At 63.4% G+C, this 23,945-nt stretch carries 19 protein-coding genes and 1 tRNA gene; 12 read left to right on the top strand and 8 right to left on the bottom strand.

Annotation, left to right across the window (positions count from 1 at the left end):
* Positions 1-35: 35 nt before the first annotated feature.
* On the bottom strand, positions 36-1,190 hold the full coding sequence (locus tag LMTR3_RS02055; RefSeq protein ID WP_065743440.1) for a S1C family serine protease: 1,155 nt from the start codon (positions 1,188-1,190) through the stop codon (positions 36-38).
* A 464-nt stretch (positions 1,191-1,654) separates the two neighbouring features.
* On the opposite strand from LMTR3_RS02055, the gene LMTR3_RS02060 reads away from it, so the two are divergent.
* Complete coding sequence (locus tag LMTR3_RS02060) at positions 1,655-1,939, top strand: hypothetical protein (protein WP_065743441.1); 285 nt, start codon at positions 1,655-1,657, stop codon at positions 1,937-1,939.
* 346 nt (positions 1,940-2,285) lie between these two features.
* Positions 2,286-7,118, top strand: a complete 4,833-nt coding sequence (locus tag LMTR3_RS02065) for an NAD-glutamate dehydrogenase (protein WP_065743621.1) — start codon at positions 2,286-2,288, stop codon at positions 7,116-7,118.
* A gap of 97 nt (positions 7,119-7,215) precedes the next feature.
* On the opposite strand, the gene LMTR3_RS02070 is transcribed toward LMTR3_RS02065, so the two are convergent.
* The 4 genes from LMTR3_RS02070 to mnmA all read right to left on the bottom strand — a co-directional run bounded on the left by LMTR3_RS02070 (position 7,216) and on the right by mnmA (position 9,718).
* Positions 7,216-7,292: transfer RNA gene (locus LMTR3_RS02070), tRNA-Met, on the bottom strand.
* Between the two features lie 116 nt (positions 7,293-7,408).
* On the bottom strand, positions 7,409-7,795 hold the full coding sequence (locus LMTR3_RS02075) for a hypothetical protein (RefSeq protein ID WP_065743442.1): 387 nt from the start codon (positions 7,793-7,795) through the stop codon (positions 7,409-7,411).
* A 51-nt stretch (positions 7,796-7,846) separates the two neighbouring features.
* Complete coding sequence (locus tag LMTR3_RS02080) at positions 7,847-8,485, bottom strand: class I SAM-dependent methyltransferase (protein ID WP_065743443.1); 639 nt, start codon at positions 8,483-8,485, stop codon at positions 7,847-7,849.
* 21 nt (positions 8,486-8,506) lie between these two features.
* Entirely contained in the window at positions 8,507-9,718 is a 1,212-nt protein-coding gene (mnmA, locus tag LMTR3_RS02085; RefSeq protein ID WP_065743622.1) for a tRNA 2-thiouridine(34) synthase MnmA, read from the bottom strand.
* Between the two features lie 335 nt (positions 9,719-10,053).
* On the opposite strand from mnmA, the gene LMTR3_RS02090 reads away from it, so the two are divergent.
* From LMTR3_RS02090 to flbD, 8 genes are all read left to right on the top strand, one after another.
* The gene (locus LMTR3_RS02090; RefSeq protein ID WP_065743444.1) at positions 10,054-11,757 is read left to right on the top strand and encodes a flagellar hook-length control protein FliK; all 1,704 of its coding nucleotides are present in this window, start codon (positions 10,054-10,056) and stop codon (positions 11,755-11,757) included.
* Between the two features lie 10 nt (positions 11,758-11,767).
* Entirely contained in the window at positions 11,768-12,466 is a 699-nt protein-coding gene (locus LMTR3_RS02095; RefSeq protein WP_065743445.1) for a flagellar hook assembly protein FlgD, read from the top strand.
* Between the two features lie 206 nt (positions 12,467-12,672).
* Complete coding sequence (sciP, locus tag LMTR3_RS02100) at positions 12,673-12,948, top strand: CtrA inhibitor SciP (protein ID WP_002714638.1); 276 nt, start codon at positions 12,673-12,675, stop codon at positions 12,946-12,948.
* 170 nt (positions 12,949-13,118) lie between these two features.
* Complete coding sequence (fliF, locus tag LMTR3_RS02105; RefSeq protein WP_065743623.1) at positions 13,119-14,744, top strand: flagellar basal-body MS-ring/collar protein FliF; 1,626 nt, start codon at positions 13,119-13,121, stop codon at positions 14,742-14,744.
* A 1-nt stretch (position 14,745) separates the two neighbouring features.
* Entirely contained in the window at positions 14,746-15,831 is a 1,086-nt protein-coding gene (gene fliG / locus LMTR3_RS02110; RefSeq protein ID WP_028349460.1) for a flagellar motor switch protein FliG, read from the top strand.
* Positions 15,831-16,457, top strand: coding sequence for a FliH/SctL family protein (locus tag LMTR3_RS02115; protein ID WP_065743446.1), 627 nt, complete (start codon positions 15,831-15,833; stop codon positions 16,455-16,457). The genes fliG and LMTR3_RS02115 overlap by 1 nt, the downstream gene beginning before the upstream one ends.
* Positions 16,458-16,476: 19 nt before the next feature.
* Entirely contained in the window at positions 16,477-16,827 is a 351-nt protein-coding gene (fliN, locus tag LMTR3_RS02120) for a flagellar motor switch protein FliN (RefSeq protein WP_057847186.1), read from the top strand.
* 55 nt (positions 16,828-16,882) lie between these two features.
* Positions 16,883-18,262, top strand: a complete 1,380-nt coding sequence (gene flbD / locus LMTR3_RS02125; RefSeq protein ID WP_065743447.1) for a sigma-54-dependent transcriptional regulator FlbD — start codon at positions 16,883-16,885, stop codon at positions 18,260-18,262.
* Between the two features lie 114 nt (positions 18,263-18,376).
* Here flbD and LMTR3_RS38305 read toward each other — a convergent pair whose 3' ends face one another.
* Together LMTR3_RS38305 and LMTR3_RS02130 are read right to left on the bottom strand one after the other, a co-directional pair.
* Positions 18,377-18,532: a hypothetical protein gene (locus tag LMTR3_RS38305; RefSeq protein WP_176721805.1), complete on the bottom strand. Its 156-nt coding sequence runs from the start codon at positions 18,530-18,532 to the stop codon at positions 18,377-18,379.
* Positions 18,533-18,597: 65 nt separating this feature from the next.
* On the bottom strand, positions 18,598-19,806 hold the full coding sequence (locus LMTR3_RS02130; RefSeq protein WP_065743448.1) for an LLM class flavin-dependent oxidoreductase: 1,209 nt from the start codon (positions 19,804-19,806) through the stop codon (positions 18,598-18,600).
* A 184-nt stretch (positions 19,807-19,990) separates the two neighbouring features.
* Between LMTR3_RS02130 and LMTR3_RS02135 the strand changes: the two genes are divergently transcribed.
* Positions 19,991-21,106: an ATP-dependent DNA helicase gene (locus LMTR3_RS02135; RefSeq protein ID WP_065743449.1), complete on the top strand. Its 1,116-nt coding sequence runs from the start codon at positions 19,991-19,993 to the stop codon at positions 21,104-21,106.
* Positions 21,107-21,230: 124 nt separating this feature from the next.
* Here LMTR3_RS02135 and LMTR3_RS02140 read toward each other — a convergent pair whose 3' ends face one another.
* On the bottom strand, positions 21,231-22,946 hold the full coding sequence (locus LMTR3_RS02140) for a caspase family protein (RefSeq protein WP_065743624.1): 1,716 nt from the start codon (positions 22,944-22,946) through the stop codon (positions 21,231-21,233).
* Positions 22,947-23,218: 272 nt separating this feature from the next.
* On the opposite strand from LMTR3_RS02140, the gene msrA reads away from it, so the two are divergent.
* Complete coding sequence (msrA, locus tag LMTR3_RS02145; RefSeq protein ID WP_065743450.1) at positions 23,219-23,938, top strand: peptide-methionine (S)-S-oxide reductase MsrA; 720 nt, start codon at positions 23,219-23,221, stop codon at positions 23,936-23,938.
* Positions 23,939-23,945 lie beyond the last annotated feature (7 nt).

Raw genomic sequence — 23,945 nt, forward strand, 5'->3', positions numbered from 1 at the left:
CCGGCTGGGATGATGACTGAAGGATTCCGGTCCCACTACCTGCGCATGGTCGGAGGGACCTTGGGCTGATCAGGCATCTGACCTAGAGCCACATTCAATGAGTTCTCCCTTCCTTCGCGAAGCATGGCGAGCCGGATCGAGGAGCCTGGCGCCATCGCATGGATCTTCTTGGTCAATTCTTTGGCGTTCTTGATCGGCTGCCCCTCCGCCGCGGTGATCACGTCCCCGCGTCTCAATCCGGCCCTGGCAGCCGGACCGTCGTCCTGAACGTCCGCCACGATCGCACCGTGCAGATGGTTCACGCCGAGGCTGTCGGCAATGTCCGGAGTGACCGGTTGAACTTTGGCCCCTAGCCATCCGCGCGTGACAGCGCCCTTGTCTTTCAGTTGCGATACCACGGCCTTGACCGTGTCTGCGGGGACCGCAAAAGCAACGCCCACCGAGCCTTCCCTGGATGAAAGGATCTTGCTGTTGACGCCGACGACGTCGCCGCGGGCATTGAAGCTCGGGCCGCCGGAATTGCCTTGGTTGATCGGCGCATCGATTTGGATGAAATCCATCACGGAGCCCGTTTCGATGTCGCGCTCGCGCGCTGAAACGATGCCGGCCGTGACCGTGCCTCCCAGCCCGAACGGGCTGCCAGCAGCCAACACCCAATCGCCGACGCGCGGCAGTTGATCGACGAGTTTTACGTAACTGAAGTCGCTGCGCCCGTCGACTTTGATCAGGGCGACATCAGTCAACGAATCCTTTCCGATGACTTTTGCAGGGTAGGTTTTGTTGTCGTTGGTGCGGATCTCGGCCGTATCGCCGTCTTCCACGACGTGACTGTTCGTCACGGCATAACCGTCCGCGGAGATGAAGAAGCCGGAGCCAAACGAGACCAGTTGATCACGGGCATTCGGCGCCGGAATCTGCTTGTTCGGAGGCCCCTGATCAGGTGTACCGAATAATCGGTCGGGTAGGCCTTTGGAGGTCGCAGCAGCTTTGGAGCTGACCCCAATCACGGCAGGTTGAACTCTTTCGGCGAGATCGGCAAAGTCGCCAGGTCCACCGCCATCTGCATTATCGGCAGCGCGATGCACCAACGTCGAGGGCTCGCCCACGAAAGGAGTCTGACCTCGCGTACCGATAGTTTGTGCCTGTGCAATACTCGCGATCACCACGATCACGGCGATGGTTCCGCCCATGACCGAAGGCCGACGGCAGCTCAAAGGTACACTTTCATGAGCCATGTCCACATCCATAGCTTGTCATCGCCTCACCGCGGCTCTGACGTCGGACGCTGGGGCCGGCTCGCCGTCAGTTCCTGTGAGAGGCGCTCAGACGCTCGCGGCAATTGTGGGCCCAACAATCTGCCGCGCCGGCAGTTCCACTCCAGCCGACCGCGGATAAGGAAGTCATCCCAAATGCCGGCAAACCGCCGACGATCGATCGCCTCGCCGCCGAAAATCCCACATGGAAAATCCACATGGCTCCCAACGTGATCTTCCGTGCGGTCGCAGTTCCATCAGGAAACGTGCGCTCGGCTCCACTATCATCCGTTTGCAGAGGCGTTAAATGAAACTTGCGGCGAGCCTTCGCAACTTTCTTTGAACCGCCGTGCGGTGTTAGCATGAAGGTGTGCAACGACGGTGAGAGGTGAGAGCAGGCTGTGATCAAGGTCGAGCGAACCGGCGAAGGCGATCCACTTGAATTCGAGGTCATCGTCCGTGTGGGAAACGGCGAGACTCGCCATCACGTCACGATGGCAAGAGAGACTTGCGAACGACTAACGAAGGGCACGCACACGCCCGAGCGCTGCATCGAGACAGCATTCCAATTTCTGCTTGATCGCGAGCCCCAGGAATCGATCCTGCGGCGTTTCGACATCACCGTGATCTCCCGTTACTTTTCCGAGTTCGAGCGCGAACTGCCACGCTACCTCTCTCGATCCTGACAGCTTCGGCAAAAGGGCTTTGGTAGCGGGGGGCCGCTACCGCCTTTCCCCACACCAACCGAACCTGCGATATTTTCTTCAATCGTCCGACTCATGGAAGCGAACGAGCAGATCGGGACGTAGACGCACCGCACGCGGCAGCATCTCCACCGACATTGTCGAACCTGGGTCGCACCGCAATAGCTGGCGCAGGCCGCTCTAGGGTGGTATCCTTATTCGGAGCTATTGAAGCTCCGAGACCAGGGATTTCCCTCACGCGATTAATCGCGGTCGAGACAATGGCGCTCGAAGAAATGCACTCCAAAGTCAAGCGGACGATCGCGCCTGCGGTCGGATGGCGCGGAAAATGGAGGATGTTATGGCGTCGTGGCGTGACGACAAGGCCAGGGCAACCCTGATCCGCGATGCAGCGGGAAGCGTCCAGCCGGGAAAACCCCCCCGGACTTTTGCTGAACTTTTGTTCGGCCACACCAATAGCGAGGATCTTACTAGCTACGATGCTTCGTCCCTCGCCTTCCTGGCGGAACAGGCTTGGGAGCATGTGCAGCAACGCACGGCAGGCCGTGCCGATATCCGCGTCATCAATCCAATGATGCCGGACGGGCGCGAGATTTCCGTGCTCGAAGTTCTCAACGACAACATGCCCTTCCTGTTCGATTCGACTATGGCGGAACTCGCCGAGCAGGGCATCGAAGTCACGCTGGTCGCCCATCCGATCATTGCAGTGGAGCGCGACGAGAAGGGTAAGCTCCTGCATTTCTACGGCGAAACGCTGCCAGAAGAGGCAAGGGGTGAGCGCGAAAGCCTGATCCATCTCCACATCACGCGGCTCGACGCCGATGCCGACCGCGAGAAGCTCGTCGACGGCCTCACCAAGGCATTGAACGACGTGCGCGCCTGCGTGACCGACTGGCGAGCCATGCGCGCCCGCGTCGAAGGGGCGATCAAGACCTTGAGCTCCAATCCGCCGCCGCTGCCGATCGACGAGGTGGCCGAAGCCAACCAGTTCCTGCAATGGCTGTGCGCCGACAATTTCACTTTCCTGGGCCTGCGCGAATATCGCTTCTCGCCCGACAGCGCACCTTCGGACGAGATCAGCAGCGGCGAAGGTCTCGGCATCCTGCGCGATCCTGATGTGAGGGTGCTACGCCGCGGCACCGAAATGGTGGTGATGACACAGGAAATCCGCGAATTTATGCGCGAGCCGACCCTCCTCATCGTTGTCAAGGCCAATGTCAGCAGCCGCGTCCATCGCCGCGTCCAGATGGACTACGTAGGCATCAAACTGTACACGCCGGACGGCCGGCTCGAGGGCGAACTGCGCCTCGTCGGCCTGTTCACCTCGGGTGCCTATACTCGTTCGGTGCGACAAATCCCCTATGTCCGCCACAAGGTGGCGCAGGTGCTCGAGCGCGCCGGCTTCGACCCCAACAGCCATTCCGGCAAGGCACTGCTGCATATCCTCGAAGAATATCCGCGCGACGAGATCGTCCAGGTCGATATCGAGACGCTCTATAATTTCGTCATGGAAATCCTGATGCTTTATGAACGCCCTCGCCTGCGGGCGTTGGCACGGGCTGACAAATTTGACCGCTTCGTCTCCATCCTCGTGTTCATTCCGCGCGAGAAGTATGACACCGACGTACGAACGCGTGTCGCCGCCTTCCTGGCCCAGGTATACAAGGGGACCTTGGCAGCCTCCTACGTGTCCTTCCCCGAAGGTTTGCTTGCGCGCGTCCACTACATCATCGGGCGTTATGAAGGCAAAACGCCCGTCGTCGAGCGTGCCACGCTTGAAGGCGGGATCAGCGCAATCACCGCAACATGGGGTGACAAGCTGAAAGCCGCACTCGCGAACACCACTGACGGCATGCGGGCGCGCCTTCTCGCCAACCGTTATGCCCGGGCCTTTACCGGCGGCTATACGGAGATCTTCGAAGCCTCACAGGCCATCAATGACATCGCCACCATCGAGAAGCTCAGCGCCGCTCGTCCCGTGTCGCTTTCGGTCTACCGCACCGACGGTGATGATCCGACGCGTTTCGGCCTTAAGGTCTTTTCGCGCGGTACGCCGCTATCACTGTCCTATCGCGTCCCGGTGATCGAAAATCACGGCCTGCGCGTCGTCAACGAACGCACGTACGAGATTACGCCCAGCGCCACGCCTGCACCCGCGCCGGTTTGGCTACACGACATGACGATCGAGGCCAATGACGGCAAACCGGTCGTTGTTACCGAGGAATTCGCCCGTCGCCTGGAAGCCTCGATCATGGCGGTGGTGGGCGATCGCGCCGAATCCGACGGATACAACGCCCTCATCCTGCGCACGAGCTTGAGCTGGCGCGAAGTTTCGGCCATCCGCGCACTCTCCCGCTACCTGCACCAGATCCGCGCTCCGTTCAGCCAGGACTATATGTGGGGGACGTTGCGCAAGAGCGCCGCAATCACCACCAGCATCGTCGCGCTGTTCCAGGCTCGCTTCGACCCGCGCCTCGCTGCCACCAATGCCGAGCGCTCGGCGAGCGAGGCGGCTCTCCTCGCCGAGATTGAGGAGCAGCTCAAATCCGTCGCCTTGTTAGACGAAGACCGCATCCTGCGCCGCTTCACCAATCTGGTGCAGGCCACCGTGCGCACCAATCTGTGGCAAATTGGCCAGGACGGACATCCGCGTCCGGTGATTTCCTTCAAGTTCGACGCCCGCAAAATCGATGACCTGCCGGCTCCGCGACCGCTCTACGAGATCTTTGTCTATTCGCCGCGTGTCGAAGGTATCCATCTACGTTTCGGCAAGGTCGCGCGCGGCGGCCTGCGCTGGTCCGACCGGCCGCAGGATTTCCGCACCGAGATCCTCGGCCTTGTCAAGGCACAGCAGGTCAAGAACGCCGTCATCGTGCCGGTCGGCGCTAAGGGCGGCTTCGTGCCCAAGCGCCTGCCGCCGCCCTCCAATCGTGAGGCCTGGATGGCGGAAGGCACCGAAGCCTACCGCATCTTCGTTCGCTCGCTGCTCGAACTTACCGACAATCTCGATGGGGATGCGATCGTGCCGCCCGACGACACCTTGCGGCACGACGAGGATGATCCGTATCTCGTCGTCGCGGCCGACAAGGGCACGGCGACTTTCTCCGACACCGCCAACGCGATCTCAGTCGAGAAGAGCCATTGGCTCGGCGACGCTTTCGCCTCCGGCGGCAGCCAGGGTTACGACCATAAGAAAATGGGCATCACGGCGCGCGGTGCGTGGGAAGCCGTCAAGCGACATTTCCGCGAACTCGGCACCGACATCCAGACCATGCCCTTCACCGTTGCAGGCGTCGGCGATATGTCCGGCGACGTCTTCGGCAATGGCATGCTGCTTTCGCCGGCGACAAGGCTGGTGGCGGCCTTCGACCACCGGGACATCTTCATCGATCCCTCGCCCGACGCTGCCACTAGCCACGCCGAGCGCCTGCGCTTGTTCAGCATGCCGCGGTCGAGCTGGCAGGACTATGACAAATCGCAGATCTCGCAGGGCGGCGGCGTGTTCTCGCGTTCGCTCAAGGCGATTCCGCTCGCGCCGGAAGTGCGCACCCTGCTGGACCTCGACAAGCCACAGGCCACGCCTTTCGAGGTGATGACGGCGATTCTGAAGGCACGCGTCGACCTGCTCTGGTTTGGCGGCATCGGCACCTATGTCCGCGCGTCGACAGAAAGCGACGATCAGGCGGGCGATCGGGCCAATGATCCGATCCGCGTTACCGGTTCTGATATCCGCGCCCGAGTGATCGGCGAAGGTGCCAATCTCGGCGTGACCCAGCGCGGCCGCATCGAAGCGGCGCAGAGAGGCGTCAAGCTCAACACCGACGCCATCGACAATTCGGCCGGAGTGAACACTTCTGACGTCGAGGTCAATATCAAGATTGCGCTGGCACGCCCCGAACGCGACGGACACCTCAGTCCGAGTGACCGCAACAGCCTGCTTGCCGCGATGACCGACGAGGTCGGCGCGCTGGTGCTTCGCAATAACTATCTTCAATCGCTCTCGTTGTCGCTGGCCGAACGCAAGGGCGTGGCCGACAATGGCTTCCTTGCCCGCCTGATGCAATCGCTCGAGCGGCGAGGCCTGCTCGACCGCGCCGTTGAGTTCCTGCCGGACGACGTCGCAATCGCCGCGCGGACGCAGCGCGGCCAGCCCTTCACGCGGCCGGAACTCGCCGTGCTGCTCGCCTACGCCAAGCTCACCCTTTACGATGATCTGCTCGTCACGAGCGTGCCGGACGACCCTTATCTCACCGGCGAATTGTCAAAATATTTCCCGCACGAGATTCGAGACAAATTCTCCGATTCCATCAAACACCATCGTCTGCGGCGGGAGATCATCTCCACCAATCTTGCCAATGCCGCGATCAATCGCGGCGGCCCGACCTGCATCGGGCGCCTGATCGATGAGACGGATGCCGACGTATCCACCATCGCCATGGCCTTCGTGGCGGTGGAGGAATCTTACGGACTCGAGCGGCTGAACAACGCGATTGATGCGCTCGACACCAAGATCAACGGTCAAGTGCAACTCGGCCTCTACGCGGCGATTCAGGATCTCCTGCTCTCCCGCATGGTCTGGTACCTGCGCAACGTTGATTTCAAAACCGGTCTGCACGCGGTGATCTCGCGCTTCGGCCCGGGTATCCGCGAGATCGCCGCCGGACTCGACAACGCCCTGCCGCAGGACTTGCAGGCCGGCCGCAGCAAGCGGCGACAGGACCTGATCGATGCCGGCGTTCCCACCGATCTCGCAGAGGAGCTCGCCGATCTCGACGCCTTGGTCTCCGCACCGGATATCGTGACTGTCGCCGAGCGCACCACCCGCGCCATCGGCGACGCCGCCATGACCTTTTTCGCTGCCGAGGCCGACTTCCATCTCAATCCCATCATCGTCGCCGCGCGCAGCGTGCCCGCAAACGATCATTTCGAACGTCTTGCCATCGACCGCGCGGTTGACCAGATCGCAGCAGCCGAAAGAAAATTGGCCGCTGATATGCTGACAACCGGCCAATGCGGCCGGCAGGCTACCGAGATCTGGCTCGCGGCTCATCCTGAGGCGACGCGTATCCGCCGCTCGGTCGAGGAGATTGCTGTCAGCGGTCTGACGCTCGCCAAACTGACCGTGACGGCCAACCTACTGGGGGATTTGGTGAAGGGCTGATGGGCACGCGGCGGCTATACCAGAGCGCGATGTCGAACCACAAACCTGCCGGACTGGACTGCACAAGTCGCAGGCCGGCGTGCAAAAATCGCAAGTTTGGTAGCGGGAGAGGGACTCGAACCCCCGACCCCAGGATTATGATTCCCGTGCTCTAACCAGCTGAGCTACCCCGCCACGGCATCGCGGTGGCGGCAGGCAATGCCGCGGTCGCGAACGCGCGGCATATAAGGAGCGGGTCGACGACCTGTCAAGCAAAGCGAGCCGTCCGGCCAAGCATCTGCAAAATTGCGCTATTTCGGCCGGATTGACGGGTCGCCGCCGGGGCTGCCGGGCGGCGGAATCACCGGCGTCTTGCCATCTTCCGGCGTGGGCGCATGGATTTCGGGATCAACGCCCGGGGGCGGACACAATACGCCCTCCGAGCGGGCCAGTTTGTCGCCGAGCGGCTCGGTCCGCTGACCGGTGGTCGTTCCTTCCCGCGCCTTCCCCTCCGGAACCGTCGCGCCGGAATTCGGCGCCTGCTGCATCGGGGCGCAATTGACATTGGCGGCGCGGTCGGGCGATGGCGGTGCGGTCTGGGCGGGTGGCGTCGCCGGGCTGGGCGGGGCCTGAGCGCCCGCCATATTTGTCGCCGCCATCAACACACATGAAAGAAGAAGCGCCCGGTGCATTGCCATGCCGGGAAAACGGTCCGCGCACGCGGAGGTTCCCCAATAGGCGACTGCGCTTCATGATTTCCGAAAACGGATCAGCGAAAAATGTCCCATCGGCGGCATCGGCCGCCGCTCGGTCAAGGTGACGCCGCCATGTTTGGCGGCCCAGTCGGTCAGGCGTTCCCACGGAAATTCCGGCCGCCAGCCCAGCCGCCGCGCCAGTGGCGCGAACGCCAGTTCGAACGCGCGGCGCGGACCGGTTTCGGCGCCGATGTGATTGACCAGGATGAGTTCGCCGCCGGGCTTCAGCACGCGGATGAAATCATCCAGCGTGCGTTCCGGATCCGGCACCGCCGTGATGACATATTGCGCCACCACCGCATCGAAGAACGAATCCGGAAACGCCAGGTTCTTGGCGTCCATCACCGCAAGCGCTTCGACATTGGTCAGGCCGAACTCGCGCACGCGCTTGAGCGCCCGCCGCAGCATCGGCTCGGAAATGTCGACGCCGCACAATTTCGTGTTGCGCGAATATTCAGACAGCGACAGCCCCGTACCGACGCCGACGTCGAGAACGCGTCCGCCGATCTTGTCGGCTTCAGCGATGGTCGATCGGCGGCCCTCGTCGAACACCTTGCCGAAAACCAGATCGTAGACCGGCGCCCAGCGCCCATAAGCTTTTTCGACCCCCTCGCGGTCGATGTCCCCAGCCATTTCCCCTGCCCCGATTTTTTCTTAAGTGCGCATCACCTCGGGGAGCGGCGCGGCCTTTTCCCGCACCCCTCCCCTCGCCACCGGATGGCGTGCGGTCGCGCTCTTGATGAATCCGCCGCCGAGCACGCGCGCCTGTCCCGCAGGCGCATCGTAGAACACGCAGGCCTGGCCGGGCGATACGCCCTCCTCGCCGGCAACGAGTTCGACCTCATAACCGCCATCGGCCGCGCGCAGCCAGGCCGGCTGCGGCGCGCGCGTCGAGCGCACGCGCACGAACATCTCGATGCCGTCGCCAATGACGCGGTCGAGCAGACCGTCGCCGATCCAGTTGACGTCGCGCAGCAGGATGCGATCCATCCGCAGCGCCTCGCGCGGCCCCACCACGACGCGGCGGCTGGTGGCATCGAGCTTGACGACATAGAGCGGCGCGCCGGCTGCAATGCCCAGTCCCTTGCGCTGGCCGACGGTGAAATGAACGATGCCTTGATGACGGCCGATGACGCGGCCCTCGAGATCGACGATGTCGCCGGGCTCGATCGCGCCGGGCTTGAGGCGGCCGATGATGTCGGTGTAGCGCCCGGTCGGCACGAAGCAGATGTCCTGGCTGTCCTGCTTTTCGGCGACTTCAAGGCCGAAACGCCGCGCCAGCTCGCGCGTCTGCGGCTTGGTCATGTCGCCGAGCGGAAAGCGCAGATAATCGAGCTGCTCGCGCGTGGTCGCGAACAGGAAATAGCTCTGGTCGCGATCGGAATCCGCGGCGCAGACCAGCGCGCGCGATCCGTCGGCAAGGCGGCGCGAGGCGACATAGTGTCCGGTCGCGAGCGCCTGCGCGCCGAGTTCACGCGCGGTCGCCAGGAGATCGCGAAACTTGATCGAGCGGTTGCACTCGATGCAGGGCACCGGCGTTTCGCCGAGCGCGTAGCTGTCGGCGAAATTGTCGATCACGGATTCGCGGAAGCGGCTTTCGTAGTCGAGCACGTAATGCGGGATGCCGATCCGCTCCGCCACGTTGCGGGCGTCGTGGATGTCCCGTCCCGCGCAGCAGGCCCCCTTGCGATGGGTGGCAGCGCCGTGGTCGTAAAGCTGCAGCGTGATTCCGACCACGTCATAGCCTTCGGACTTCAGCAAGGCAGCCGTCACCGAGGAATCGACGCCGCCGGACATGGCGACCACGATCCGTGTGTCCTGCGGACGGCCTTCGAGATCCAAACTGTTTCGCATGCCAGGGGTCATCGACTTCAATCGCGAACGCGCCATGGCGGTTCGCGGCCAGGTTTTAAAAAGCCTTTATGCATAAGGCCTTAAGGCGCAATTCGGCCATACCGGGGCCGGATCGGACTTAAGCTCTTTAATATAGGCCGTATTCCCGTGAAGCAATCAGCCGATCCCCATTTTGGAGCGTGTCCAGGACGGCAAATCTTGCCGCCGGGCAGAAAAGGCGGCCGTGGTCACGCTCCGGAATCCGGACGCCATTCTTGTAAGCATTTGAAATTACGTGATATTTTTTACCGTGGCGGCTGGCCCGGTCCTTGCTGAATGGTAGCCGAGAGCTCAGCGCGAGGGTTACCGTGGTTAGTGTCACGTCAGAAGTATCGGCAAATGCATCTTTCCAGAGCGCGGCGGCGAGGTCCGCCCGGCCGGATTCCGATCCGCCTGTCGGAAACGACAGCTTCGCGGCGCTGGTCGACAGCAACACGGCCGCGAGCCACAACGACCGCGCGCAGGACCCCGCGCCCTCCCCGCGCCGCTCCGACGAAGCGCAATCAGCTTCCGACAACCGTTCGCGCGACAGCGCCGCCGCATCCGACAAGGCCGCGCGCAACGATTCGAATAATCGCGACGCCGCGGCCAAGATGCGCGACGACAAGATGCGCGACGACAAGGCACGGGACGACAAGACACGCGACGCCGGCAAGGTCGACACCGGCACCAACGCCGATGCCGAGACCAAGGCCGCAAAGACCGGTCGCGCCAAATCGAAGTCCGACGCACCGAAGTCCGAGAAGGCGTCGTCCGACGAAACGGCGCAGGCTTCTTCCGGCGACGGCTCACCAGCGACCGATCAGCCCGAACTGGCGCAGGATGGAACGGCCGTGGTAACGGCCGACGCGATTGCCGCCGCCATCCCTGCTGCCGCAACGCCGCCGGCGACGGCCTCCGCCGCACCCGCGACCGATAAGGCGACCGCGCCGCTTGCCATCGCGGCGGCTGCGATCGCAGCATCCGCTTCGCTCGCCGCCGAGACTGCGCCAGCCGGTCCCGCCGGTGAAAGCGCCGAAGCGACCGCCACCACGACCGCGAACACGAACGCTGGGCAAGGGGACGGTACCAAGACCAACGCGCAGGGCATCGGCCAGGCCGTCAGCGCGCAGGCCACATCCGCCGACCCGTCCGTCACAACCGGCATCGCTCAGGCCGCTGCCGTGGTTGCAGCGACTCCCGCCGCCACCAAATCGGCCGTGCCGCTCAAGAGCCCGGATCTCGCCCGAAAAGGCGCCACGACGGTCGTCGAGCAGGTCAAACCCACCGACGCCATCGCACCCGCAGCGCCTGCCGCCGATACCATCGTGCCCGCCATCACGCCGCCGACCGAAGCCGCAGGCAAGCTCAAGTCCGAGAATGGCATCGCCGAGGCCGTGAAGGCCGACGCCTCGGGCAATTCCATCGTGCCGTCGGCCGCCAACACCAACACACATTTTGTTGCCCCAGATGTCGTCGGCCAGACGCCGGTCGCCGCGTCCGGCAGCGGCCTGCAGGCTGCCGGCACGATCCAGACGCAGCAACCTACCGCTTCCACCACGACGACGGCTGCCGCTACCCAACTCACCGCCACCGCAGCCACAAGCGCGGCGGTGCCGGTGAGCGGGCTTGCGATGGAAATCGCCGCTTCCGCCAAGAGCGGCAAGACCCGCTTCGAAATCCGGCTCGATCCCGCTGAACTCGGCCGCATCGATGTCCGCATCGATGTCGATCGCCACGGCCAGGTGACGTCGCATCTGACCGTCGAACGGCCGGAAACGCTGTCGATGCTGCGCCAGGACGCCAACCAGTTGCAGCGCGCACTCGACAACGCCGGCCTCTCGACCGGCAACGGCGGCCTACAATTCAGCCTGCGCGACCAGTCTTCGCAGGGCCAGAACGACGGCAACCAGTCCAATCCCAACGCCCATCGCCTGGTGGTGAGCGAAGAAGACAACGTTCCGGCCGTGGTCGCCGGCCGCAGCTATGGTCGCATGCTCGGTTCGAGCGGCGGCGTCGATATCAGGGTTTAAGGAGATTGCCATGGCAGTCGATGCAGCAACCATGCCGACAACGGTCGTCTCGGCGCCGGGAACCGGCACCGCGACGAGCAACAACACCGCGTCGGAGAAGACGACGGGAATCGCGGATAATTTCCAGACCTTCCTGACGCTGCTGACCACGCAGCTCCAGCACCAGAACCCGCTCGATCCGCTCGACACCAACCAGTTCACCCAGCAGCTCGTGCAGTTTGCCGGTATCGAGCAGCAGCTCAAATCGAACGAGCAGTTGAAGGCGCTGGTCGAAATTGAGAAGAGCGCCCAGGCGACGCAGGCGCTGGTCTATGTCGGCAACATGGTCGCCGTCGACGGCAGCAAGGCGCAGTTCGACAAATCTGCGACCTGGAATTTCAATTCCGATAAAGACACCAGCGCGACGATCACGATCACCAATTCGGTGGGACAGACGGCCTATACCGGCAACTTCGCGCTGAAGAAGGGCGGCTCCAGTTTCGTCTGGGACGGCAAGGGCAATGACGGCGTGCAGTGGCCGAAAGGCACCTATACTTTGACCGCCACCGGCAAGGACAGTTCGGGCAACAACGTCGCAATTTCCACCGAAGTCCAGGGCATTGTGGATTCGGTTGACCTCAGCGCCTCCCCGCCGCTGCTGTCGATCGGCGGCCAGAGCTACACCACCGACAAGATCAAGCGCGTGATCCGTCCGACCACCTCAAGCTAAGCCCGGCCCACTCGCCTCGGTTGATCCGCTGCTCCCGGCCCGGCAATCCCTGATTGTACGCAAAAGCGTCACAGGGAACCGGGCCGGAGCCATTTTCGGTCATTTTCAAGGAGATTCGTATTGAAGCCGTAGGCTTAGGCAAATTTTAAGCCGCGGGGCGTAGGTTACCATGGTGAGTTCAGTGGTTGAGAGTTTGTGAGTACGCCATGACAGAACCCCATCGCCCGAGGGTGAAATACGTCATCGGGCCTGACGGCAGTCCGTTAACAATTGCAGACCTGCCCGCGCCAGGCACCAAACGGTGGGTGATCCGCCGCAAGGCCGAAGTCGTCGCTGCGGTCCGTGGCGGCCTGCTCTCCCTCGAGGAAGCCTGCAGCCGCTATACGCTGACCGTCGACGAATTCCTGTCGTGGCAGTTTTCCATCGATCAGCATGGCCTGGCAGGCCTCCGGACCACCCGGATCCAGCAATATCGCCAGTAAACTCTCCCGAACCGAAAGATTTGATGAAAACCGGCTTCGTTTTACGAAGCCGGTTTTTTTCATGCCGGAACTATTCGCGGCGGCTTTAAGGGTTGTTAACCATATGGAAACCATCCCCTAGGCAATAATTGCCCAGTCGGTCCCTCGGGCCGAATCCCTGGGGGCGGTTGGTGCAAAGTCTCGTTGCTTTCCTGAAAGGCCTGGGCGCAGCGCGGCTGATGGCCATGGTTGCGGTGACTACCGCGCTGATCGGCTTCTTCGCCTTCGTCATCATGCGCGTCACCACGCCGCAAATGACCACCCTGTTCACCGACCTCTCCTCTGAAGATTCCTCCGGAATCATCAAGGATCTTGAACGCCAGGCCATTCCCTTCGAGCTGCGCAACGAAGGCGCGGTCATCATGGTCCCGAAGGACAAGGTCACGCGGCTGCGGATGAAGCTGGCCGAAAGCAACCTGCCCAAGGGCGGTGGCGTCGGCTACGAGATTTTCGACAAGTCCGACGCGCTGGGCACCACGAGCTTCGTCCAGAACATCAACCATCTGCGCGCGCTGGAGGGCGAACTTGCCCGCACCATCCGCGCCATCGACCGCATCCAGGCCGCCCGCGTCCATCTGGTGCTGCCGGAACGGCCATTGTTCGCCCGCGAGGCGCCGGAGCCGTCGGCTTCGATCGTGGTGCGGGTGCGCGGCAGCCTCGAACCCCAGCAGATCCGCGCCATCCGTCACGTCGTTGCCTCCGCCGTCAACGGACTGAAGCCGCAGCGGGTGTCGATCGTCGACGAAGCCGGCCGGTTGCTGGCCGACGGCGCCAGCAAGGACCCCGAGATCGCCGTCGGCGACGAGCGCCGCACCGCCTTCGAGAAGCGCATGCGCAACGAAGTCGAGGCGATCGTCTCCTCGGTGGTTGGCCAGGGCCGCGCCCGCGTCCAGCTCACCGCCGACTTCGACTACAACAAGGTCACCCAGACTTCCGACAAGTTCGATCCCGAGGGCCGCGTACTGCGCTCCACCCAGACCCGCGAGGAATCTTCCCTCACTGCCGAGAATAACGGCCAGGTGACGGTCAACAACGAACTGCCCGGCAATCAAACCAACACCACGCCGGCGGCCCGCGACCAGAGCAAGAAGAGCGAAGAGACCAACAACTACGAGATTTCCCGCACCACCAAGACCGAGGTCACCGAGGCCGGACGGGTCAACCGGATCTCGGTCGCGGTGCTGGTCGACGGCGCCTACACCAAGAACGAAAAAGGCGAAATGGTCTATCAGGACCGCAGCAAGGAGCAGCTCGACCGCATCGCAACGCTGGTGCGCTCGGCGATCGGCTTCGACCAGAAGCGGGGCGATCAGGTCGAGGTCGTCAATCTCCGCTTTGCCGAAGCGCCCTCCGTGCCACCGGTCGTCGAGCCGGGCGGCCTGCTCGGCATGCTGCAGTTCACCAAGGACGACGTCATGTACGTCATCGAGCTCGGTGTCATGATGCTGCTCGGCCTCGTGGTGCTGTTCCTGGTGATCCGCCCGCTGGTCAAGCGCATCCTGGCCGCCGAAGTCGTTCCCGCTTTGGCCGAACCGACGCCTGCATTGATCGAGGGCAGCGGGCCAAACGGAGAACTCGGGCCCAATCAGGCCTTGATCGCCGGCACCAGCGGCACTGCCCAGTTGATCGACGTCGCGCAGGTCCAGGGCCAGGTCCACGCCCAGGCCGTGCACAGGGTCGGCGAACTGGCCGAACGTAATCCGAACGAGACCGCCTCCATTGTTCGCCAATGGCTGAGCGAACCCGCCGAGAGCTGACATGGCCGCCGTACCGCAAACCTCAAACGCCAACGACATCACCACCGTCATCTCGGCGCTGGCGAGCCGTCAGAGCAACCGGCCCAAGGGCAAGCCGTTGAGCGGCCCGAAGCGCGCCGCCATCCTGATGCTGGCGCTGGGCGAGCAATATGGCGGCAAGGTGTGGTCGCTGCTGGACGACGACGAGGTGCGCGAACTGTCGATCCACATGTCGACGCTCGGCACCGTCGAGGCCGATGTCGTGGAAGACCTGCTGCTCGAATTCGTCTCGCGGATGTCGGCCTCCGGCGCCCTGATGGGCACCTTCGACGCCACCGAACGGCTGTTGCAGCAATATCTGCCCTCCGAGCGCGTCAGCGGCATCATGGATGAAATTCGCGGCCCCGCCGGCCGTAACATGTGGGAGAAGCTCTCCAACGTGCAGGAAGAGGTGCTCGCCAACTACCTCAAAAACGAATACCCGCAGACCATCGCGGTGGTGCTGTCGAAGCTGAAGCCCGAGCACGCCGCGCGCGTGCTGGCGATCCTGCCGGAGGACCTCGCGCTCGATGTGGTCGGCCGCATGCTGAAGATGGAAGCGGTGCAGAAAGAAGTCATCGAGCGCGTCGAGCAGACGCTGCGCACCGAATTCATGTCCAACCTGTCGCAGACCCGCCGCCGCGACGCCCACGAGGTGATGGCCGAAATCTTCAACAATTTCGACCGCCAGACCGAGACCCGCTTCATCACCTCGCTGGAAGAGGAAAACCGCGAATCCGCCGAGCGCATCAAGGCGCTGATGTTCACCTTCGACGACCTGATCAAGCTCGATTCCGCCTCGGCCCAGACGCTGATGCGCAACGTCGACAAGGACAAGCTCGGCATCGCGCTCAAGAGCGCCAATGAGGAGGTGCGCGCCTTCTTCCTCGGCAACATGTCCTCGCGCGCCGGCAAGATGCTGCTGGACGACATGGCTGCGATGGGACCGGTGCGGCTGCGCGACGTCGACGAGGCGCAGGCGCTGCTCGTCAACCTCGCCAAGGACATGGCCGCCAGGGGTGAAATCACCCTGACCAAGAACCGCGCCGACGACGAATTGGTGTACTGATGGCCGCGCCCGCAAAATTCCTGTTCGACACCGACTTCGCAGCGCCCGACAGGGCGCGCGAGCGTGCCGCCACGGCCGCCGAGATCGCGCAGAAGGTCGCAGAGGCCGAGGCACGTGCCTACCGCGCCGGCTACGAGGCGGCCCAGCACGAGGCCAAAGTCGAGAGCGACCGCCGCTCGGCGCTGGCGCTGGAAGAGATCGGTATCGCCATCAGGGGCATCGCCACGCGTTTCTCCGGCATCGAGGCCAGGATGGAAACCGAGGCTGTCGATGTCGCGGTCGCGGTGGCGCGCAAGCTGTGCAGCGAACTGGTCGCCCGCGAACCGCTCGGCGAGATCATGGCGCTAGTCAGCGACTGCTTCTCGCATCTGGTCGCTACCCCGCATCTCGTCGTTCGCATCAACGACCAGCTCTACGAGGCCGCCCGTGAGAAGATCGAACGCCAGGCGGCCCAAAGCGGCTTCGAGGGCCGGCTGGTGATCCTGGCCGAGCCCGGCATCGCCACCGGCGACTGCCGGATCGAATGGGCCGACGGCGGCGTCGTGCTGGAGCGCGCGGCCATCGAAGCGAAGATCAGCGAACTCGTCGGGCGCTATCTGGCGTCCCGCGATCAGGCCGCAATGTGAAGGCCATGAGGACTGAACCATGAGTGACACCGACGCACAGGTACCGCTACCCGATCTCAACGCCGCGGATGCGCCGCCGGTCGACGATCTCGCCTACAACGAGGACGAACAGGCCTCGCGCATCGCAGCCGACCTCGAGGCCGTGTTCGACGTGCCCGTGCAGGTGTCGGCCGTGCTCGGCCGCTCCAAGATGGACGTCGGCGAGCTGTTGAAGCTCGGACCCGGCACCGTGCTCGAACTCGACCGCCGCGTCGGCGAAGCCATCGACATCTACGTCAACAACCGCCTGGTGGCGCGTGGCGAAGTCGTGCTGGTCGAAGACAAGCTCGGCGTGACCATGACGGAAATCATCAAGGCGGAACGCAACTAACAGTTTTGGCGATACGCGCGCGTGAGGCGCGCGAACAGACGGACAGGAGACAGACATGCGGCTTCTCATCGTTGGCACATTGAAGGGCCAGCTCACGACCGCCACCAAGATCGCGATGGCAAACGGGGCTTCGGTGACCCATGCCGAGGCGACCGAACAGGCGATGGCCGTGCTGCGCGGCGGCAAGGGTGCCGACCTGCTGCTGGTCGACGTCGCCCTCGACATCCGCGACCTGGTGATGCGGCTGGAAGCCGAACATATTCACGTGCCGATCGTGGCCTGCGGCATCTCCAATGATGCCCGCGCCGCGGTCGCCGCGATCCACGCCGGCGCCAAGGAATACATCCCGCTGCCGCCGGATCCGGAACTGATCGCCGCCGTGCTTGCTGCCGTCGCCAATGACTCACGTGATCTGGTCTATCGCGATGAAGCGATGGGCAAGGTGATCAAGCTGGCGCAGCAGATCGCGGGCTCCGACGCCTCGGTGATGATCACCGGCGAATCCGGAACCGGCAAGGAAGTGCTGGCGCGTTATGTCCACACCCGCTCGACCCGCGCCAAACGGCCGTTCATCTCGATCAATTGCGCGGCAATTCCCGAGCACTTGCTGGAATCCGAACTGTTCGGCCACGAGAAGGGCGCCTTCACCGGCGCGGTCGCCCGCCGCATCGGCAAGTTCGAGGAAGCCACTGGCGGCACGCTGCTGCTCGACGAAATCTCGGAAATGGACGTGCGGCTGCAATCCAAGCTGTTGCGCGCGATCCAGGAACGCGTGATCGACCGCGTCGGCGGCACCAAGCCGGTGCCGGTCGACATCCGCATCATCGCGACCTCGAACCGCAACCTCGCAGACGCCGTGCGCGAAGGCTCCTTCCGCGAGGATCTGCTGTTCCGCCTCAACGTCGTCAACCTGAAGATCCCGCCGCTGCGCGACCGTCCGGCCGACATCCTCGAGCTGGCGCAGCACTTCGCCAAGAAATACGCCGACGCCAACGGCGTGCCGCTGCGCCCCATTTCCGCCGATGCGCGGCGCGTGCTGACATCAAACCGCTGGCAGGGCAACGTTCGCGAGCTGGAAAACACCATCCACCGTTCGGTGCTGATGGCGCAGGGGGACGAGATTGGGCCTGAGGCCATCCTGACCCCCGATGGCGACCGCCTCGACCTCGCCAAGACCGCGCCTGCCGTGGCCCACGCCACCTTTGCCGCCGAACAGGTGACCCGCGCCCTCGTCGGCCGCACCGTCGCCGACGTGGAGCGCGACCTGATCCTGGAGACGCTGAAGCACTGCCTCGGCAATCGCACCCATGCCGCCAACATCCTCGGCATCTCGATCCGCACGCTGCGCAACAAGCTGAACGAATATGCCGACGGCGGGATACCGATTACCCCGGCCGGCTCCGGTGACAGTCAGCGGTTTGTGACGGCGGGGTAGGCTGCAAAGCGGCGATGATTTCTTCTCCGTCATTCCGGGATGGCCCGAAGGACCAGACCCGGAATCTCGAGATTCCGGGTTCGATGCTTCGCATCGCCCCGGAATGACGGTGCCCTACGAATAACTCGGCGCATCCGGCTTGCGGAAAATGTGAATAGGGTCCCCGGGCTGCAGGTCGCGCCCGGTGAAAACAGCATAGGCATACAGCGCCAGATAGGCGATCGCGATCGCGCCGACGCCGTAAAATACCCAGGTAGCCAATCGCTTCATCAGATCGCCGTACCGCGTTGAGTCATCGGCCGAGGCTAACATAGCGCGCAGTGCCGGCCCAGCCTCTATCCCGCCGCCACCTTCTGCGCCGGCGCGACATTGATCGCGAGCTTGCCGTAGCGATCCGTAAAGGCCTCGGTGTCGATCTCCTCGAGCTGGATCACCCTGCTCATCACGCCTTCCTTCCAGGCGTCGTGTTCGGGGTCGTTCTGGAACTCGGGCATCACCTCTTTGGCGAACAGTTCCAGCGACTCGCAGATGTGCTCATGGGCATTCTTGCCCGCCTGATTGAGCAGGATCACCTGGTCGATGTGGGAAGAGCGGAAACGTCTTAGCTTTTTGCGGATGGTTTCCGGCGACCCGATCAGGCCGCCGCGCAGCGCCGCCTCCTGCGCCTCGGGATTTTCACGCTTCCATTTGTTGTACACGTCCCACACGTTGACGGTGCCGGGATCGGGACGCTGGCGGTTCTGCGAGGCGCCGTAATAGCGCAGCGCGAACTGGAAGAAGGTGGCGCCGTCGGCGCGCGCCCGCGCCTCCTCATCGGTCCTGGCGCACATGAAGAACGACACCAGCGCCATGTTCGGATTGATCTCGTAGTCCGCGAGTTTCTTCAGCCGCTTGGTGATCGCATTGTAATAGGCATGCACCCAGGCATGCGCCGCTTCCGCACTGACGAACTGGAAGCCGAGCGCGCCGAAGCCGTTCTGGCCGGCGCGTTCGATGGTCGGGAGCTGCGAGCACGCCATCCACAGCGGCGGATGCGGCTTCTGAACCGGCTTAGGCACCACATTGCGCAAGGGAATGTCGAAATACTTGCCGTGATGCTCGGTGCCGACCTTGGTGAACATCGGGAAGATCGCCTGAACCGCCTCCTCGAACACCTCGCGCTTGGTCTCCATGTCGCGGCCGAACGGCGTCAGTTCGGTGATGGAGGCACTCTCGCCCATGCCGAATTCGCAGCGGCCGTTGCTGAGCAAATCAAGCACCGCGACGCGTTCGGCGACGCGCGCGGGATGGTTGGTGGTGAGCTGGAAAATGCCGTGGCCAAGCCGGATATTTTTGGTGCGCTGGCTGGCGGCGGCGAGAAAGGATTCCGGCGCGGGCGAGTGCGAATATTCTTCCAGGAAATGATGTTCGACCACCCAGGCATAGTCATAGCCGAGCCGGTCGGCGGTCTCGAGTTGCGTCAGCGCATTTTGGTAGAGCCGGAGCTCGTCGCCCTCTTCCCAGGGGCGCGGCAGTTGCAGCTCGTAAAAAATGCCGAATTTCATGACGCCTCCCGAAACCGCTTGTTGTTTTCGGGCAGTGTATTCTCCGCAAATCGCAAGTCTAGCCTTGGTCGCGAAACGGCAATTCCGCGTCACGGAAGTTGTCTTGCATGGAACGCGCGAATGGTTAGCTTTACAGTCCGTTGAGTCGCGGCCTTCCGCCCGCTCTTCTCTCCATCTGGACCCCATGACCATTTTTACGCCGCATCAGGATTCCGCGCTGAAGGCCGTCGCCGAATGGCTGAAGGCCAAGCCGGGCCGCAACGGCACGCCGCCGGTGTTCCGCCTGTTCGGCTACGCCGGCACCGGCAAGACCACGTTGGCGCGGCACATCGCCGAAGGCGTCGACGGCGAGGTGAAATATGCCGCCTTCACCGGCAAGGCGGCGCTGGTGATGCGCAACAAGGGTTGCGACAACGCCTCCACCATCCACTCGCTGATCTATCGCGCCAAGGAATCCGGCGTCGAGCAGCCGAGCTTTGAATTGTGGGACGACGCGCCGGCTTCGAAAGCGAAGCTGATCGTGATCGACGAATGTTCGATGGTCGACGCCGAACTCGGCCGCGACCTGATGTCGTTCGACTGTCCACTGCTCGTGCTCGGCGACCCCGCGCAGTTGCCGCCGATCCAGGGCGGCGGCTTCTTCACCAATTGCGAGCCCGACGCGATGCTGACGGAGGTGCACCGGCAGGCGCAGGACGACCCGATCGTGCGGATGTCGATGGACATTCGCGAGGGCCGCGAGCTCGAAATCGGCCGCCACGGCGAAAGTGAAGTGGTGCCGCGCGGCGAGCTCGATCCCGACCGCGTCATGAGCGCCGACCAGGTGCTGGTCGGCCGCAACAATACCCGCCGCGCCTACAACATGCGGGTACGCCAGAAGCAGAACATCGAGGATCCCCTGCCGGTTGCCGGCGACAAGCTTGTCTGCCTGCGCAACAACCGCAAGAAGGGCCTGTTCAACGGCGGGCTCTGGCGCGTCAAGTCGCGCACCCAGCCGCGATCGAAATCGCAGATATTGAGCATGCGGCTGTCGCCTGACGAAGAGTTCGGCCACAAGGTCACCAAGGTCTCGGTGCGGCACGATTGCTTCCAGGGCGGCATCGAGGCGATCCCGTGGGAGCAGCGCAAGCCCTACGACGAGTTCGACTACGGCTACGTGCTCACCGTGCACAAATCGCAGGGCTCGCAATGGGACGACGTCGTGCTGTTCGACGAGAGTTTTGCATTTCAGGACAGCCGGGCGAGATGGCTCTACACCGGCATCACCCGCGCGGCGAAGCGGCTGAGCGTGGTGGTGTAGTGGCAACGCACTCCGTCCTCATCCTGAGGAGCCGCGAAGCGGCGTCTCGAAGGATGGCCGCGGGCGATATCGGGGCCTCATGGTTCGAGACGGCGCTAACGCGCCTCCTCACCATGAGGTTCAACTATCTCCCCGCCACGAAGTAGAAATCCTCGCGCCCCGGCAATGAGCCGTACGTGAACGGCTGCTGCGTGCGATTAGTCGCGTTCCAGACGTCGTCGCGGACGATGTCGAATAGTTTGCGCACCTCGACCTTCGGCTCCTTGATGACGCGCGCTAGCACCGTGGCAAACGGGCTGTTGAGGGAATCGCCGTCAAGCGCGGTCTCGCCGTGCTTGGCCGCGTAGACCACCATGAAGCCGGCTTCCGGCTCGATGTTGGAGAAGCCGCGGTTGACCAGTTTTAGCGAAATCGTCCGCTGCATGGTCTTTTCGAAAGGATTGTCGCGGCAGGCATCGAGCATCACCAGGCGCAGTTTTCGCGCGCCGGCAACCGCGGCGATCACCTGCTCAAGCGCGACGGCTTGCGTCTCCGCATCGCTGTCCGTCTTCAGCCTGGCATCGACCGGGATCAGGTAATTCACGCCGCCGACCTCCATGCCGTGACCGGCATAGTAGACAACGGCCCAATCCGCCTTTTCGGCCTCCAGGCCGAACTCGTGCAGGGCGGCGAAGAATTTGTCCCGAGTGAGATCGGGAGCCAGCGTCACCGTGGCAAAGCCGAGTTCGCGAAAGGTCGACGCGATCAGTTTGGCATCGCGCGGCGGATTATCCAGCGGGGCGACATTCTTGTAGGCGCCGTTACCGACGATCAGCGCGACCTTGCGCGGCCCCGCCGGTTGTGGCGTCGACGGCGAAGCCTTGCCCGCAGGCGACGGCGCGGCCGTGCCCAGCAAGGCCTCCAGCCGTTCCTTGGCGATACCGCGCGCAAGCGTCGTATCGATATCCTCGCGTCTTGCCGCGACGGCGTTGGCTGCCGAGCGATAGTCGGCGCGCGCGGCGGCAAGGTTGCGGCGTTTCTCGAAAAGCTGTCCGCGGCCGACATAGGCGCGGACGTAGTTCGGATTGATCTTGAGCACCTGGTTGTAGTCACTGAGCGCGGCATCGAGATTGCCCTTGCCGAGATAGGCATTGGCGCGGCTGGTCAGCGCGTAAACATTGTTCGGCGACTTGGCCAGCGCCGCATTGCAGTCGGCGAGCGCATCATCGAACCTGCCCATGCTGGTGTAGGTAACGCACCGGTAGGCCGGAACATGGGCACCGTCGGGATTGACCTTTTGCGCCTCGGCATAGTCGGCGAGCGAGGCCTCGTACAGCTTCATCAATCCTTGCAGGCGGCCCCGGTTGTAGTGGTGCAGATAGCGGCTCTGGTCATTAAAGATATGTTTGACCGCCAGATTGAACTCATCGAGCGCCCGCTGCAACTCTCCCCGGCGCATGAAGATGACGCCGCGGTTGTTGTAGGCACTGCCGAAGCTCGGGCGCAATTGCAGGCACAGATCGTAGTCGGCGAGCGCGCGCTCGTCGTCGCCCTTGTGGCTGTAGGCAATGCCGCGCGCGTTGATGACGTTGATATTCTGCGGCGCGATCTCGTGGGAGGCGGTGAACGCAGCGATCGCGCCATCGTAATCGCGCTTCTTCACCAGGGCATCGCCGCGATACCAGAAGGCGGCTGCCCTGGAGGTCCCCGTGATCATCTCGTCGGCAATCACGCTTTCGCAGGCTGCGAGCCGGGCAGCCGGTTCCGCCGCGTTATTTCGGCAGGTCTCGACATCGCCCGCGGCGCGCGCGGGGCCGGCGGCGACAAGCAAGACGAGACCCAGCAACAAGGCCCGCAACATCGGCGGAACGCTCCGGCGCATGGATTTTGGTCACGGAACGCGACCACCGATTCATTGTGGAAAGGCAGGCCCGCACTGGTCAAGTGACGGAGATCACCCCTCCAAATACTTGTCCAAATATTTGGGCAGATGGCCCTATTCACGAACTCGTGTGGCGCACCCCGTAACAATCCGCAGCCAGCGCCGTATGTTCGGCATCGGCGAGAATTGAGCCGATTGCGAAACGCCGGTCCCGCTCTAGACTGCCCCAACCAACGCCGAAAGAGGAAACCATGTCCCCTCGCCATTTCAGCCGCCTGTCGCTCGCCGCTGCCGCCATCGGTACACTGGCCGTCGCGGCCTTCGCCGCCGCGCCTTCGCGCGCCTCGGAAGAGGCCGTCGTCATTCCACCCCCTGCCGTCGACGTTCAATCTGCCGACGGCATCCAGACCGCCGTGATCGCCGGCGGCTGCTTCTGGGGCGTGCAGGGCGTGTACCAGCACACCGCCGGCGTACTCAACGCGGTCTCCGGCTATTCCGGCGGCAGCAAGATGACCGCGAACTACACCATGATCGGCACCGGAACGACGGGACACGCCGAGGCGGTCGAGATCAAGTACGATCCGAAGAAGATCAGCTACGGCAAGATCCTGCAGATCTTCTTCTCCGTCGTACACGACCCGACGCAATTGAACCGTCAGGGCCCGGACATCGGCACGCAATATCGCTCGGCGATCTTCGCCACCAATGACGAGCAGAAGAAGGTGGCGGAGGCCTATATCGCCCAGCTCAACGCCGCCAAGGTCTACAAGAAGCCGATCGCGACCAAGATCGGCCCGCTGCAGGCGTTCTACCCGGCGGAAGACTATCACCAGGACTACCTGACGCGGCACCCGAACCAGCCCTATATTGTCTTCAACGACATCCCGAAGATCGAGAATCTGAAGAAGATCTTTGCGGAGAACTACGTCGAGCAGCCGACGCTGGTGCGTAACGCGAAGGCTACCAATTAAGGAGGGC

The organism is Bradyrhizobium sp. LMTR 3 (assembly GCF_001693485.1).
GTDB lineage: Bacteria > Pseudomonadota > Alphaproteobacteria > Rhizobiales > Xanthobacteraceae > Bradyrhizobium.